The sequence below is a fragment of the Flavobacterium sp. FG139 genome, from assembly GCF_057809695.1.
In genome coordinates this window covers 129,147-144,779 of sequence record NZ_JBMDKL010000011.1, presented here as the reverse complement: position 1 = coordinate 144,779, position 15,633 = coordinate 129,147, and the positions used below count along the sequence as shown (strand labels likewise).

Below are 15,633 nucleotides of genomic sequence, written 5' to 3'. Positions count from 1 at the left end.
TAGACGCCTGCCGAATGCAAATAACCTCCTGCCAGATGCAAATAGACTCCTGCCGAATGCAAATGAACACCTGCCGAATGCAAATAGACGCCTGCCGAATGCAAATAACCTCCTGCCAGATGCAAATAGACTCCTGCCGGATGCAAATGAACACCTGCCGGATGCAAATGAACACCTGCCGAATGCAAATAACCTCCTGCCAAATGCAAATGAACTTATGCAGAATGCAAATAACCTCCTGCCAACCCACAACCTTTGCGTGCCTTGCGCCAAACCTTGCGCACTTTGCGGTTAAATCAACCTAAAAATCCAACAAACAACCAACCCTTGCGAACCTTGCGGTTAAATCAATCTAATTACTATATTTGTTTAAACCAATACGGCATACTATAATACCAACACCAAAAAAAACAACCATAGTAACATCTAAAGCAATGAAAATTCCAAGTTTTAACAATAACAAACCATTACAAATAGGCCTTCTAGCCATACTAACATGCGCAACACTAGCATTCAGCATCAAACACAACCAAGATAAAGAGCCAATGTACCGAATAGCCAAAATCAAAGTCGATCCTGCACAAGTAGACCAATACAACGCCGCACTAAAAGAACAAATGACCACAGCCATTGCCCAAGAACCCGGAGTACTATCCTATCAAGCAGTCGCCAATAAAAAAGAGCCCTCAGAAATCACCATCCTCGAATGCTACGCCAATACAGACGCCTACAAAGCACACATAGAAACGGCACATTTCAAAAAATACAAAGAAACCGTAAAAAACATGGTAACGTCCCTAGAACTCCAAGACGTAAACCTAATCTGTGCCGCCAAACAACCCAATCAATAAGTCTAGTAAACACCAACATTCCAAAGACAACATCAAACAGCCAATACCAAAACCACAAAAATGAAGATCACCTACAGTTTAGACCAAAACGACTACCTAACCAACCAACTATACCAAGCCTCCATCAATAAATCCGTTAGCAATACCCGAAGAAAAAGCGTTGTTTTTGTCGTGCTACTCTTTTTGCTCATTGCAGGCATAACCTACGATAAAGGCAACCAACTACAAAGCTACCTATTCATAGCCATGGCGTTAATAAGCCTATTCCTCTATCCCATATACCTCAGAAACCACTACAAAAAGCACTATACCAAATACATCATTGAAACCTACAAAAACCGTTTCGGCCAAACCTCCGAAGTCCTATTCGAAGACCACCAACTAAGTTGCACCTCCAACAACAGCGAGAGTAAATTCAACGTCAACCTCATCGAAGAAATCCATGAAATCGACAACTACATCTTCGTCAAACTAAACTCAAGCGGCAATCTCATCATCAAAAAATCAGAAATCCCCAACCTCAGCGACCTAATAGCCTACCTAAAAGACCTAGCAAAACAACAAAACGTCAACTACATCGAAGCCTTCAACTGGAAATGGAAATAAAACAATAACACCATAAAACGTTTTAATACCAATACAACTCCACAAAAACACAACCAACCCACAATGAAAAAACTATTTCAAATAGCCTTCCTTTTTATAGTTTGTAACACATTCTCACAAAACCTAGTCCCATACAAAGTTAGTGAGGATGTTTCCATCAGTATACCCGACAACTATAAAGTAACAGACACCCTAACACAAAAAATAACCAAAGGAACCATCGACAATGCCGTTGTAATTGTGATGAAGTCAATTCAAAAAGACACCACTACAACTATAGAAAGTAAAGAAGATTTACTAACCTATTACAAAGAAGCACAAAAAGGATTTTTAACGGGATTAAAAGGAAAATTTATGAAAAGAGAATTTCTAGAAATAGATAAAAAAATAGTATTAAAACTCAACTGCGAAAAAGTAATCAATGGAAAAACACAATATTTCGAAAACTATATGTTCATTCTAAACAACTATACCTATACCCTAATGTTTGCAAGCCTACTTCCAAACGATACCAATCTAGAAAGCCAAAAAGCCAAAATACTAGCCTCTCTAAAATTCAAACCCGGACTAACCATCCACAACCAGTTCAATAAGTATGACGAAAGCACTTTCGCCTATATGTTAGGCAAACTCATCGGCGCTTTTCTAGTCTATGGCGCTTTTGTAGCAGGCCTAGTATACCTAATCATCCAAAATAGAAAACGAAAAAGAAACGCCTTCTACCACAACAAAAACTAAACCCTAGTCTATTATCTATTATCTATCATCTATTCTCTATCATCTATCATCTATTCTCTCAAAACTAAACCCCATTCAATTTACTATTCTTATGGCTAAAGCTAAAATAAATCAATAAGCCTATAAGCAACCAACACGTAAAGTAAATCCAATTCCAAATACTCAATTGCGCCATCATATACAAACAACACGTTAATCCCAACAAAGGAATTAACGACAAGTTTTGTCTCCACGACCAAACCGCCAATGCAATCAAAGAAAAGAAGAAAATCCACATCGGAATTTTGTGTTTGAACAAATCAAAACCACTATCATACTTCATCGATTCAGCAACAGGCAACGAATCAACCACATTTTTATATTGCTGCTCATTTTCATAATATTTACTCATCATTTGCTCCAAATCGGTAGGCTTTACTTCACTATAATTGCGCTCAATTAAAAAACTATACACTTTTTTAGTTCCGTCCTCTCCTATCGAAGTGATAAAATCAGTAGGCTTCTTAATTTGTTTTTCATTGGTAATAAAGGCCAAAGACTCTTGCTTAAATTTAGTAAAAGACAACACCAATCCCACAGCAATCAATACAGGAAACACCAACTTAGAATTCACATAAGGTGTTTTAAATTTCCCTCTCGGAATGTTAGGCTTGTTTTGCAATACCAACACACCGGCACAAACCAGTACAAAGGCAAACAACGTCCCAATACTACACAAATCGGTAACCATCGTCAGGTTCAAGAATAAAGCAGGCACAGCCACCACAAATCCGGTTACTATAGTCGCATACGATGGGGTTTTAAACTTAGGATGCACTTTAGAAAAACGTTTAGGCAACAACCCATCACGACTCATACTCATCCAGATACGAGGTTGTCCCATTTGAAAAACCAACAACACCGACGCCATGGCAATAACTGCACTCACACCAATAATGCCCGACATCCATTTCAAATTCAATTTATCAAATACAAACGCCAAAGGATCACCTACATTCAAGGAAGCATAACTCACCATTCCGGTTAAAACCAAAGCAATAATAATGTATAAAATGGTGCAAATAATAATGGCCCACATCATTCCTCTAGGCAAATCACGCTGCGGATCTTTACATTCTTCTGCCGTTGTAGATATAGCATCAAAACCAATATAGGCAAAGAATACCGCCGAAACACCTTTCAAAATACCACCTACTCCATTCGGAGCAAACGGATGCCAATGCGCAGTATCAATATGAAAAATTCCCACAGCAATAACCAATAAAATGATACACAGTTTTACCACCACCATCAAATTACTAGCATTACGAGATTCTTTCATGCCTCTATACACCAAAGCCGTAATAATTACAATAATCAATAAGGCAGGCAAATCAGCAACCAAGTGAAACGACCCAATAGTTGGTGCCGTAGTCCATGCCGTATGTGCCGCTTGCAAACCAGCAGGCAAATTTTCAAACAACTTACCACCACTCATCAAAGCGGTAGCATCTTTAAAGCCATTAGAGGCCGTTAAATAATCCATCTGAATGTATTGCGGTAAATGAACCCCAATACTATCGAGCAATCCGGTAAAATAATCACTCCACGATATCGCAACCGTAATGTTGCCAATAGCATATTCCATAATCAACGCCCAACCAATAATCCAGGCGATAATTTCTCCAAAAGCCACATACGAATACGTATAAGCACTTCCCGAAACAGGGACCATAGAAGCAAATTCGGCGTAAGCAAAGGCGGCAAAACTACAAGCTACAGCTGTAAATAAAAACAAAAATATCACCGCCGGACCGCCATCAAAACTGGCTTTACCAATGGTACTGAATATTCCTGCTCCAATAATTGCTGCAATTCCAAAAGCAGTTAAATCTCTAGCTTTTAAATGCTTCCCTAAAGAATGATGTCCGTCAGCTTCATTTTTAGCGACTTGATTGAGAATATCTTGAACCGTTTTTTTTCTGAATAAATTGGAAAAATTCATATGCTATTAAAAGTTGATGGGTGTATTATAACAAACAAATATAGCATAATTTCACTAAGATTTAAAAAATTGACCATTTACAATTATAGTTATAATCTATAAAAAAATAAAGTTTAAATATTTTTAATCTATTATTATAATCCTAAAATCTGTAAATTTGTGTACCTGTGATACTCAGAAATGCAAACAAATCAATAGAAGTATTAATTTTAAAAAAAAACTAAACTTATGGAACCTTCAAACGACATCAGCAAATGCCCATTTCATCAAAATCAAAAAAGTCTAAACGACGGTGTTAAAAATCAAGATTGGTGGCCAAAAGCACTAAACCTAGATATTTTACACCAACACGATTCCAAAACCAATCCGCTTGGCGAAGATTTCAATTATGCAGAAGAATTTAAAAAACTGGATTTACAAGCGTTAAAAAACGATCTAAAAGCATTCATGACCGACAGTCAAGAGTGGTGGCCTGCCGATTGGGGGCATTATGGCGGTTTGATGATTCGTATGGCGTGGCATTCGGCAGGAACCTACAGAATAGCCGATGGACGTGGTGGTGCAGGCACAGGAAACCTTCGTTTTGCGCCACTAAACAGTTGGCCCGACAATGGAAACTTAGATAAAGCTCGCAGACTTTTATGGCCTTTAAAAAGAAAATACGGAAACAAAATCTCTTGGGCCGATTTAATAATTTTAGCGGGCACCATGGCGTATGAATCCATGGGATTAAAAGTATATGGATTTGCTGGTGGTCGTGAAAACATCTGGCATCCTGAGAAAGATGTATACTGGGGAGCCGAAAAAGAATGGCTGGCCAAATCAGGAAGCGAAGGAACACGATACTCTGGAGAAAGAGATTTAGAAAATCCATTAGCAGCAGTTATGATGGGATTAATATACGTAAATCCCGAAGGTGTAGACGGAAAACCCGACCCTTTAAAAACCGCTCATGACGTGCGCATCACGTTCCAAAGAATGGCCATGAATGATGAAGAAACGGTGGCGCTTACTGCCGGTGGACATACCGTTGGAAAAGCACACGGAAACGGAGATGCTGCTGCTTTAGGACCAGAGCCAGAAGGTGCTACCATTGAAAATCAAGGTTTGGGTTGGTTGAATCCAAAAGGCAATGGAAATGGACCAGATACCGTAACCAGTGGTTTAGAAGGTTCTTGGACAACGCATCCAACACGTTGGGATAACGAATATTTCGATTTGTTATTGAACCACGATTGGGAATTAACCAAAAGTCCGGCTGGAGCTTGGCAATGGGAACCCACCAACATCAAAGAAGAAGACAAACCTGTCGATGCCCACAATCCGTCTGTAAGAAGAAATCCGATCATGACTGATGCCGATATGGCAATGAAAATGGATCCTACTTATCGCGCAATTTCAGAACGCTTTCATAAAGATCCTGCCTATTTCTCTGAAGTTTTTGCTAGAGCTTGGTTCAAACTAACCCACCGCGATTTAGGGCCAAAAGACCGCTATTTAGGCGCTGATGTTCCTGCAGAAGATTTGATTTGGCAAGATCCTATTCCGAAAGTTAACTACACCTTGTCGGAAGCCGAAATTGAAGAATTGAAAAACAAATTACGCAACAGCGGATTAACTAGAGCCGAATTGATCAACACCGCTTGGGATAGTGCGCGTACGTTTAGAGGTTCCGATTTTAGAGGTGGTGCAAATGGCGCTAGAATCCGATTAGAACCACAACGAAATTGGGTAGCCAATGAGCCTGAAAGATTACACAAAGTTTTGGCAAAACTAACCGAAATTCAAGCCGGTTTGAGTAAAAAAGTAAGCCTAGCCGATTTAATTGTGCTTGGTGGAACGGCTGCTATTGAAAAAGCGGCACAAGAAGGTGGATTTGAGGTAAAAGTTCCTTTCCATGCCGGAAGAGGCGATGCTTCACAAGAAATGACCGATACCGAATCTTTTGAAGTTTTAGAACCAACCAACGATGCTTTCCGAAACTTTATGAAAGCCAAATATATCGTACAACCCGAAGAATTAATGTTAGATAAAGCACAACTTTTGGGTTTAACCGCTGCAGAAATGACCGTACTTATTGGCGGAATGCGTGTGCTTGGCACCAACTACAACGGAACAAAACATGGGGTGTTTACTAACAATGAAGGAGTGTTGAGTAATGATTTCTTTGTCAACTTAACCGATATGAACTACAGTTGGAAACCCGCAGGAGATAACCTATACAACATCGTAGACAAAAAATCGGGTGCCACTAAATGGACGGCTACACGAGTTGATTTGGTATTAGGTTCCAATTCGGTACTACGAGCTTACGCCGAAGTATATGCACAAGACGATAACAAAGAAAAATTTGTACACGATTTCATCAAAACTTGGAGCAAAGTGATGCATTTAGATCGTTTCGATTTAAAATAATACTATAAATCACAATTGCACTTTTATAAAAACCATCTTTTAAGGTGGTTTTTTTATTTTTAACTAAAGTTTAGCCTGTAATGCGTCCAATTTTGCAGAAATTAATACCAAAAAACATTAATAGTGTTTATCTATTACTTAATCAGAAAATATAATAAATATCATGTTTTTTTGCACATTCAATTTGTAGATTTGCACCAGAAAATTAGTATTAATTTATAAATAAAAAACCATGTCATTAGTAGGAAAAAAATTCCCAAACATCACAGTAGACGCCATCTCTTTTATGGGAGATAACCTTAGAATCAACGTTCTTGAAGAAGCCACTAAAAACAAGAAAAAAGTAGTATTGTTCTGGTATCCAAAAGATTTTACTTTTGTTTGTCCAACAGAATTACATGCTTTTCAAGCGGCATTACAAGAATTTGAAAAAAGAAATACCATGGTAATTGGTGCTTCATGCGACACTAACGAAGTACACTTTGCTTGGTTGAATACTCCAAAAAACAACGGTGGCATTGAAGGTGTAACCTACCCTATTTTAGCGGATACCACTCGCAATTTATCGGCTGCTTTAGACATTTTAGATGCCGAATGGGTATATGATGAAGAATTAAACGACGAAATCCTAGAAGGTTCTAACGTAACATTCAGAGCAACGTATCTAATTGACGAAGACGGAAAAATTTTCCACGAAAGTGTAAACGATATGCCTCTAGGTAGAAACGTTCAAGAATATTTGCGTCTTGTAGATGCGTATACACACGTTCAAACCAAAGGTGAAGTTTGTCCAGCCAACTGGGAAGAAGGAAAAGAGGCCATGAATGCTGATAGAAACAGTACCGCTTCTTATTTAGCTTCTCACTAATTCAATAACAAGAACAAAAAATCAACTTCAATATCAATAATCAAGTTTGGGTTAATTTTCAAATGTAACATAGTTGAAATTGAAGTTGAAATTTGAAATTTTAAAGATATGTTTCAAGAAATCACTCAAGATAATTTATCCGAAATTGTAGCTGCTAATAAAGTAGTGGTGGTACAATATTCCGCTTCATGGTGTGGCAACTGCCGTATTATGAAACCAAAATTCAAACTGTTGGCTTCTCAAAACGAAACTATTCCTTTTGTAATTGTGGATGCTGAACAATTTCCAGAATCAAGAAAATTAGCTAAAGTAGACAATTTACCCACCTTTGCGACGTTCAAAGACGGTGTTTTGGTCAATCAAACACAAACCAACAAAGCAGAAGTATTGACTGATTTGGTAGCAGAAGTTATTTAAATTAATTAGTAGGTTTTGGGTATATAGACTAATCTAAAAATCCAACACTCTAATAATCCAATAATCAAAAAAAATGAAATTACCGGTAATAAAACACCTAACACAATTCATTGACGATAACGATCAAGATTATCTGATAGAAACCATTGAAGTTCTTGAAAACCTCACCGAAATTCCAACTCTCAAAGATGAAGAATTGGAAGTAATTGGTGAATTGATTTCTAACATGTATGGTGCTTTAGAAGTACATAAAATGGTGAAAGAAGGTAAAGACAAGAAAACGGCTTTGAACGACTTTATGAAACGAGTGCTAGGCTCGATTGATAAGTAATTGGCCTTTTAAATAAAAAAAGCTCTCAAAAATGAGAGCTTTTTTTTATTTATAATATTTCTTCCGCAACCAAAAAGCAACATTAACTAAAATTATCAGTGCTGGAACCTCTACTAACGGACCAATAACCCCGGCAAAAGCTTGCCCACTATTGATTCCGAACACACCAATAGAAACTGCTATGGCCAATTCAAAATTATTTCCAGAGGCGGTAAACGAAATCGCGGCATTATCTCTATAATCTGCTCCAACTTTTTTACCTACAAAGAACATGAGTAAAAACATAATGGCGAAGAAAACAACCAACGGAATCGCAATTCGAAGCACATCCAAGGGTAATTGCACCATCATCTCACCTTTTAAACTGAACATAACTACAATAGTAAAAAGCAAGGCGATTAATGTGATGGGAGAAACAAACGGTAAAAACTTTTGGTTAAACCATTTATCACCCATAAATTTCTTTATTAAAAAGCGACTGCTTACGGCTAAAGCAAACGGAATTCCGAGGTAAATTCCAACCGTAGTCGCGATTTGAAAAATGGTGATATTCAAGGCTAATCCTTTAATTCCGAATAACGGCAGCATAATTTCTAAATAGAAATAAGCATACAAACTGAAAAACAGCACTTGAAGCAAACTATTAATTCCGACCAATCCAGCGGTCAATTCGCGGTTTCCTTCTGCCAATTCATTCCAAACAATTACCATAGCGATGCAAGGCGCTAATCCAATAATGATTAAACCGGTCATGTATTCGGGATATTCTTTCAAGAACAAAATGGAGAGTAAAAACATCAAAAACGGACCGACAATCCAAGTGATAATAAATGAGGCTACAAGTATTTTTGGCTTTTGAAACATCATCGGAATTTTGCTGAAATCTACTTTAGTTAACGGTGGATACATCATTAGTATTAAGCCAATTGCCAACGGAATATTGGTGGTTCCAGACGAAAATGAATTGATAAAATGCGCCGAATTCGGGATAAAATATCCTATTCCAACACCAATTAACATCGCTAAAAATATCCAAAGTGTTAAAAATCGATCTAAAAAACCTAATCTTTTTTTCATATAACTATTGCTTAATTTGAGAAAATACAAAATACATTTCGGAAGCTATTTCAAGGCTGCGTTCGGCATATTTTTGATTCATTAAATCAGTGCCGTCAAAGGCTTTCGGATCGTCGTATCGAATAGGCAAACGCTGTTCTGCACCGGCAATAAACGGACAGCCTTCATCGGCAGACGAGCACGTCATGATAGCTGCAAAATGGGAATTGGGATTGAACGCATCGTCAAAGGTTTTTGAAAAACAAATGACAGCAGCTTGATTTTCATCAAACTTTACCGCATAAATTGGATTTTGACTTTCACTTAACTTCTGAATATGAAACCCTTGATTGATTAACGTTTCGGCAACTTTTGGAAACATAGCAGTAGCTTCTGTTCCACCTGAATAACAAAACACCGATTTGATTCCGAAATGAAATGCCATCGTTTGTGCCCATATTTGAGACAAATGACTTCTCCGAGAATTGTGGGTACAAATAAAATTCAAACGTACTTCTTGATTAGTGTTTACCTTATTTTGAATGAAATCTACTAACGATTGTAACACTTCCTTACGTGCTTCTGAAATGGATGTTTTAGCGATTAATTCGATAGTGGAATTTAATTGTGATGGCATAAATTATTGCTTTTTAAAAGTCGAAAATATGAAATTTTGAGTCGTATTAAAGGGTGTTTGATGGTTTTCAGTGAAGCAACTTACAGCCTCAAAATCACTTCCAAAAACAGCATTAAATTTATCTTCTGAATAGTGTGTGATTTCTAATCCACTGCACTTTAAAGGCCCATTTTCTGAAAAAGTTCCAACAAACAAATATCCCTTTTGATTAATGGAGTTCGTTACAATCGACTTGTATTTTGCGATATCGTCTGGCGACGTCAAAAAATGAAAACTTGCTCTATCGTGCCAGACGTCAAAAGTAATTTCTGGCTTAAAATCCAATACATCAGAGACAACAAAAGTAACTTTGTCTTCAGAAGCTCCCAATCTATTTTTAATTCTATTTATAGCATGCTCTGAAATATCCAACAAATACAAATTGGAATACCCCATTTCTAATAAATTATCCATTAAATAGCTATCACCGCCTCCCACATCAATAATAGCTGCATCTTTTGGAATAGCGTTTTTTACAAAAAAATCTATAGAGGTTTGAGGTACTTTTTGATACCAACTGACTTCGTTTTCTTGCTTGGTAGAAAACACATTTTCCCAATGCTCTTTTTTATTCATAACCAATTGTTTAACAGCAGTTACTTTCTGATGTACAACAAGACGTTTTAGCTTTCCAAGCTCCAATTGGAACTTTCATTTTTTCAGGTGGAATTCCACAATGATCTTGTGCTAAACATGTCGTTTCTTTGGAGGTCAAATTGAAAACTCCATTGTTAAATTCTAACCCAAACTTTCCTATGGTAGCTTCCATTTGATATTCTACTTCCAACTCCAAATCTTGATCTCCAATTAACTTTTGAGAAGCCTCCATTATTTTAAACACCTTACTTGGCGCCAATCGATGCTCTACATCTGCGGCAAACCACACTTGAAAAGTTACCACTTTTTCTTCCCGAATTACGTTGCCACAATCGATAAAATTTTTGGTCAACAACCCCATTTCTGTAATGTGAAAATGCGCTGGAATCGAAGTCCCACTTGGCAATTGAATAGTAAAAACATCTACTTGCTCTAAACTGTTTTTGAATTCTGATAGTTTCATGTTTTTTATTTATAGTTACTGAGATACTTAGGTTCTGAGGCTCTGAGAAACTACTTAGTATCTCAGAACCTTACTTCTTTTTCAACAACATTTATTCTTTAATTTATAAGTAATCGAACCAAAATGCTGCTCTATTTTCTGAATCGTTTCAGGATTAATACAATAACAAATGGCGGTTCCTTCAATAGAACCTTTGATAATGTTCGCGTTTTTTAATTCCTTCAAATGCTGTGAAATGGTAGGTTGAGCCAAAGGCAATTCATTGACTATATCACCACAAATACAACTGTCTACCGACAACAAATAATCAACAATAGCTATGCGTGCAGGATGTGACAAGGCTTTAAAAAGTGTCGCCATTTCGTTGTGTTCTACTGAAAATGATTCTGATTTAGAAGCTCCCATTTGCTAATTAAATTTTAATATTGCAATATTACGATAAAACAATAATAGAAAACAACTAATTTAACAAATAATTGCTTTTATTACTCACTACAAAAATTCCTAATTCCTAATTTCAAATTCCTAATTATTTTCACTACTTTTGAATCCTCAAAAAAAAACTAAAAATGGCAAAAATTACATTAGGTGGAAACCCAATAAATACCAATGGTGAGTTACCAAAAGTAGGAACTTCAGCACCCAATTTTGAATTAGTAAAAAACGATTTATCAGTCGCTTCTTTAGCAGATTTTAAAGGAAGTAAATTGGTTTTAAATATTTTTCCAAGTATTGATACTGGAACTTGTGCCACATCGGTAAGAACTTTTAACGCTAAAGCAAGTGCTTTAGAAAACACTAAAGTATTGTGCATTTCTAGAGATTTACCTTTTGCTCAAAAACGTTTTTGCGGTGCCGAAGGATTGGAAAATGTAGTAAACTTATCTGATTTTAAAGACGGGAGTTTTGGAAAAAATTACGGATTAGAAATGGTAGATGGTCCTTTAGCTGGGTTGAGTTCAAGAGTGGTTATTGTTTTAGATGAAAACGGAACCGTTACTTATGCTGAACAAGTACCCGAAATTGCAGACGAACCAAATTACGAAGCTGCTTTAGCTGCACTTTAATTTTACACCTATGGGAGAATTTGAAAGAGATAAAACTTTCTTAACCGGAAGGCTTAAAAGTGTTGGGTTTGCTATAAAAGGCGCCATCAAACTGGTTACCACCGAACACAGTGTTATGGTGCAATCTTCAATTGGGGTTTTAATGGTAATAGCCGGTTTCTATTTTCACATTACGCATGTTGAATGGATGATTCAAACCCTAGCTATTGGTTTAGTGCTTGCTGTGGAAGGATTGAACACAGCTGCCGAAAAAATTGCCGATTTCATTCATCCTGAATTTCATGAAAAAATTGGTTTTATCAAAGACATAGCAGCTGGAGCGGTTTTATTTGCCGCATTCACAGCTATAGCTATAGGCTGTATGATTTATATTCCATACATAAGTACCCTTTTATAATATAATTTTCTATTTTTATAGCATCTATTGAATCTCGAATGGCAAAAACAGTTAAAAAAGAAAATACAAAAACATCAGAACCTGGAGAAAAGCTTCCATGGAAAATGAAAAGGCAATACAAAGTGATTTTTGGTTGCCTTTTGGTACTTTTATCTGTGGGGTTATTGGCCGCTTTTATTTCCTTCTTTATTCACGGTCAAGAAGATCAAAATATTGTCAACGAATTGTCAAATCGTGATGAAACGACTAACAATTGGTTGGGAAAAATGGGTGCTTTTTTGGCCGACTTGTTTATCTATAAAGGATTTGGTGCCGCTTCGTTTCTTTTTGTAAAATTATTCTTTTTAACTGGTGCCTTTATGGTCTTGGATTTACCACTTAAAAAACTAAAAAATACGTGGTTCTGGGATTTATTTGCCATCATCATTCTTTCCATTTTATTTGGCTTTTTTGCCAATTCCATTCCCGAATTAGGTGGCACCATTGGCTACGAAATGAATTTATTCTTTCAAGATTATATCGGAAAAATTGGTACACTACTGATCTTAATTTTTGGTGTGATCATTTATTTGATATTCAAAATCAAAATATCACCCGATACCATCAAAACCTTCTTTGAAAAGAAACACGATGAAATGAATGCCGATATGGCAGCCATGAAAACAAGTCCCGAAGTCGATTCGGCCGCTTACAACTTAGAAGAATACGCTGTTGAAGAAGCGCACGATGACTTAGACGAAATCATTGAAGAGCCATACATCAAACCTAATTCGCAATTTGAAGTCAACAAAGAAGCTCTAAAACCAACGATTTCGAGTTATTCACAAATCGAATTGGAACCGACTTTAAAAAACGAACCTAAACCGGTTGAATCAACTCCTACTCCGAAATTACATGTTACTGAACCTGAAATCATCAAGACCAACGACGATGCTTTTGTGATTGAAAAAGCACCAGACGAAGATGTAATGGAAGAAAATTTGGCTGCTAAATTAGTCGCAGACTTTGGATTATTTGATCCTACTTTGGAGTTATCCAACTACAAATTTCCAACTATTGATTTATTAAAAGAATATGCCAGCGTTGGAATTACCATCAATCAACAAGAATTAGAAGACAACAAAAACAATATTGTAGAAACCCTACGCAACTACAAAATTGACATTGCTCAAATAAAAGCCACCGTTGGACCTTCCGTAACCTTATATGAAATTGTTCCTGAAGCGGGAATCCGAATTTCAAAGATTAAAAGTTTGGAAGACGATATTGCGCTATCGCTTTCTGCATTAGGTATTCGTATCATTGCTCCTATTCCGGGTAAAGGAACTATTGGTATTGAGGTTCCCAACAAGAATCCTACTATGGTACCGATGAAAACGGTAATTGCTTCTGCTAAATTTCAAGAAGCCGAAATGGAATTGCCTATTGCATTAGGAAAAACCATTTCCAACGAAACTTTTGTATTTGACTTAGCCAAAATGCCGCACTTGTTGATGGCAGGTGCTACTGGTCAAGGAAAATCGGTAGGTTTGAATGCGGTGTTAACCTCGTTATTGTACAAAAAACATCCTGCCGAAGTGAAGTTTGTTTTGGTCGACCCGAAGAAAGTAGAATTGACACTTTTTAATAAAATAGAACGTCATTATTTAGCCAAATTACCCGATTCTGAAGATGCTATCATTACCGACAACAGCAAGGTTATCAATACGTTAAATTCGTTGTGTATCGAAATGGACAACCGCTATTCGTTATTGAAAGATGCAATGGTTCGAAACATCAAAGAATATAATGAAAAGTTCAAAGCACGTAAATTAAATCCGGAACACGGCCATCAATTTTTACCTTATATTGTGTTGGTTGTTGACGAGTTTGCCGATTTAATCATGACCGCTGGTAAAGAAGTAGAAACGCCTATTGCTCGTTTAGCGCAATTAGCAAGAGCTATCGGAATTCACTTAATTATTGCTACTCAAAGACCTTCTGTGAATGTGATTACAGGTATGATTAAAGCCAACTTCCCAGCGCGTATTGCCTTTAGAGTAACGTCAAAAATCGATTCCAGAACCATTTTAGATTCGGGTGGTGCCGATCAATTAATCGGTCGTGGAGATTTGTTATTCTCTAACGGAAATGACCTGGTACGCGTACAATGTGCCTTTGTTGATACTCCAGAAGTAGAAAAAATAGTTGACTATATTGGTTCACAAAAAGCCTATGCTACTGCCTTCATGCTGCCTGAATATGTGGGTGAAGAAAGTAGCGTGAAATTAGACATTGATATCTCAGAAAGAGACAGCATGTTTAGAGAAGCCGCCGAAATAATTGTAACAGCCCAGCAAGGTTCGGCATCATTATTGCAAAGAAAATTAAAACTGGGGTACAACCGTGCAGGAAGATTGATTGATCAATTGGAAGCTGCCGGAATTGTAGGTCCGTTTGAAGGCAGTAAAGCCAGAAGTGTTAACATTCCTGACTTAGTGGCTCTCGATCAATTTTTAAACAATGAACAAAACAATTAGTAAAATGAACAAATTTCTGTCAATTGCCTTCTTATTAGTTTTTGGTTTTACCACAACTGCGCAAGACAAAAAAGCCAAAGCACTTTTAGACGAAGTAACGGCTAAAATAAAAAGTTATGACAACATTGTTATTGACTTTAAATATACTCTAAATAACGCCAAAGAAAACATCAATCAAGACAGTAAAGGAAACGTAACGCTTCAAGGAAACAAATACGTTTTAAACTTTATGGGTGTGACCAAAATATTTGACGGAAAAAAAACCTATACCATCGTTCCTGAAGACGAAGAAGTAACGATTTCTAGCGTGAATGACAGCGATGAAAAAGCCATCACGCCTTCTAAAATGTTGACTTTTTTCAACACTGGATACAAATTCACTTGGGATATTCTTCAAGATATTAAAGGTCGTAAAATTCAATACATCAAACTAACGCCTACGAATGCCAAAGACCAACGTAAAGAAATTTTATTAGGCATTGACATCCAAACAAAAACCATTTATAATCTGATTGAGATTGGTAAAAACGGTACCAAAACAACCTTGACTGTTAATTCTTTCAAAACCAATCAGCCATTGTCAAAAAATCAATTTACCTTTGTAGCCAGTAAATACCCTAACTACTACATCAATAAATTAGATTAACC

General features: G+C 36.8%; 18 protein-coding genes. 11 read left to right on the top strand and 7 right to left on the bottom strand.

The genetic code is table 11. The annotated features are described in order from the left end of the window. On the bottom strand, positions 1-209 hold a 209-nt coding region (locus ACODSI_RS11055; protein WP_488916914.1), incomplete at its 3' end, for a hypothetical protein. Between the two features lie 225 nt (positions 210-434). Between ACODSI_RS11055 and ACODSI_RS11050 the strand changes: the two genes are divergently transcribed. The 3 genes from ACODSI_RS11050 (at position 435) to ACODSI_RS11040 (ending at position 2,195) form a co-directional block, all read left to right on the top strand. After that, a complete protein-coding gene (locus ACODSI_RS11050) occupies positions 435-851 on the top strand; it encodes a putative quinol monooxygenase (protein WP_488916913.1) in 417 nt (138 codons plus the stop codon). 60 nt (positions 852-911) lie between these two features. Next, positions 912-1,457: a hypothetical protein gene (locus tag ACODSI_RS11045; RefSeq protein WP_488916912.1), complete on the top strand. Its 546-nt coding sequence runs from the start codon at positions 912-914 to the stop codon at positions 1,455-1,457. A 63-nt stretch (positions 1,458-1,520) separates the two neighbouring features. Further along, positions 1,521-2,195 carry a hypothetical protein gene (locus tag ACODSI_RS11040; protein ID WP_488916911.1) on the top strand — a complete coding sequence of 225 codons (675 nt, stop codon included), beginning with the start codon at positions 1,521-1,523 and terminating at the stop codon, positions 2,193-2,195. A 64-nt stretch (positions 2,196-2,259) separates the two neighbouring features. Here ACODSI_RS11040 and ACODSI_RS11035 read toward each other — a convergent pair whose 3' ends face one another. Continuing rightward, positions 2,260-4,179, bottom strand: a complete 1,920-nt coding sequence (locus ACODSI_RS11035) for an amino acid permease (protein ID WP_488916910.1) — start codon at positions 4,177-4,179, stop codon at positions 2,260-2,262. A gap of 228 nt (positions 4,180-4,407) precedes the next feature. On the opposite strand from ACODSI_RS11035, the gene katG reads away from it, so the two are divergent. The 4 genes from katG (at position 4,408) to ACODSI_RS11015 (ending at position 8,210) form a co-directional block, all read left to right on the top strand. Next, positions 4,408-6,594 (top strand): catalase/peroxidase HPI, encoded by a 2,187-nt coding sequence (katG, locus tag ACODSI_RS11030; RefSeq protein ID WP_488916909.1) that lies wholly within the window; start codon positions 4,408-4,410, stop codon positions 6,592-6,594. 232 nt (positions 6,595-6,826) lie between these two features. Beyond that, positions 6,827-7,462, top strand: a complete 636-nt coding sequence (locus ACODSI_RS11025; RefSeq protein ID WP_488916908.1) for a peroxiredoxin — start codon at positions 6,827-6,829, stop codon at positions 7,460-7,462. A gap of 108 nt (positions 7,463-7,570) precedes the next feature. After that, positions 7,571-7,879, top strand: a complete 309-nt coding sequence (locus tag ACODSI_RS11020) for a thioredoxin family protein (protein ID WP_488916907.1) — start codon at positions 7,571-7,573, stop codon at positions 7,877-7,879. 73 nt (positions 7,880-7,952) lie between these two features. Next, the gene (locus tag ACODSI_RS11015; RefSeq protein WP_488916906.1) at positions 7,953-8,210 is read left to right on the top strand and encodes a DUF6952 family protein; all 258 of its coding nucleotides are present in this window, start codon (positions 7,953-7,955) and stop codon (positions 8,208-8,210) included. A gap of 45 nt (positions 8,211-8,255) precedes the next feature. Here ACODSI_RS11015 and arsB read toward each other — a convergent pair whose 3' ends face one another. From arsB to ACODSI_RS10990, 5 genes are all read right to left on the bottom strand, one after another. After that, complete coding sequence (arsB, locus tag ACODSI_RS11010) at positions 8,256-9,287, bottom strand: ACR3 family arsenite efflux transporter (protein WP_488916905.1); 1,032 nt, start codon at positions 9,285-9,287, stop codon at positions 8,256-8,258. A gap of 4 nt (positions 9,288-9,291) precedes the next feature. Next, positions 9,292-9,903, bottom strand: a complete 612-nt coding sequence (locus ACODSI_RS11005) for an arsenate-mycothiol transferase ArsC (protein WP_488916904.1) — start codon at positions 9,901-9,903, stop codon at positions 9,292-9,294. Positions 9,904-9,906: 3 nt separating this feature from the next. After that, entirely contained in the window at positions 9,907-10,518 is a 612-nt protein-coding gene (locus tag ACODSI_RS11000; RefSeq protein ID WP_488916903.1) for a class I SAM-dependent methyltransferase, read from the bottom strand. 10 nt (positions 10,519-10,528) lie between these two features. Further along, positions 10,529-11,002, bottom strand: a complete 474-nt coding sequence (locus ACODSI_RS10995; protein ID WP_488916902.1) for a DUF6428 family protein — start codon at positions 11,000-11,002, stop codon at positions 10,529-10,531. Between the two features lie 81 nt (positions 11,003-11,083). After that, positions 11,084-11,407 carry an ArsR/SmtB family transcription factor gene (locus tag ACODSI_RS10990; RefSeq protein WP_488916901.1) on the bottom strand — a complete coding sequence of 108 codons (324 nt, stop codon included), beginning with the start codon at positions 11,405-11,407 and terminating at the stop codon, positions 11,084-11,086. Positions 11,408-11,571: 164 nt separating this feature from the next. On the opposite strand from ACODSI_RS10990, the gene tpx reads away from it, so the two are divergent. Genes tpx through lolA1 form a run of 4 tightly spaced genes read left to right on the top strand, consistent with a single transcriptional unit; the run spans position 11,572 to position 15,631 of the window. Then, the gene (gene tpx, locus ACODSI_RS10985) at positions 11,572-12,069 is read left to right on the top strand and encodes a thiol peroxidase (RefSeq protein ID WP_488916900.1); all 498 of its coding nucleotides are present in this window, start codon (positions 11,572-11,574) and stop codon (positions 12,067-12,069) included. 10 nt (positions 12,070-12,079) lie between these two features. Then, positions 12,080-12,466, top strand: coding sequence for a diacylglycerol kinase family protein (locus ACODSI_RS10980; protein ID WP_488916899.1), 387 nt, complete (start codon positions 12,080-12,082; stop codon positions 12,464-12,466). 38 nt (positions 12,467-12,504) lie between these two features. Next, positions 12,505-14,985, top strand: a complete 2,481-nt coding sequence (locus tag ACODSI_RS10975; protein WP_488916898.1) for a DNA translocase FtsK — start codon at positions 12,505-12,507, stop codon at positions 14,983-14,985. 4 nt (positions 14,986-14,989) lie between these two features. Continuing rightward, positions 14,990-15,631, top strand: coding sequence for an outer membrane lipoprotein periplasmic chaperone LolA1 (gene lolA1, locus ACODSI_RS10970; RefSeq protein ID WP_488916897.1), 642 nt, complete (start codon positions 14,990-14,992; stop codon positions 15,629-15,631). Positions 15,632-15,633 lie beyond the last annotated feature (2 nt).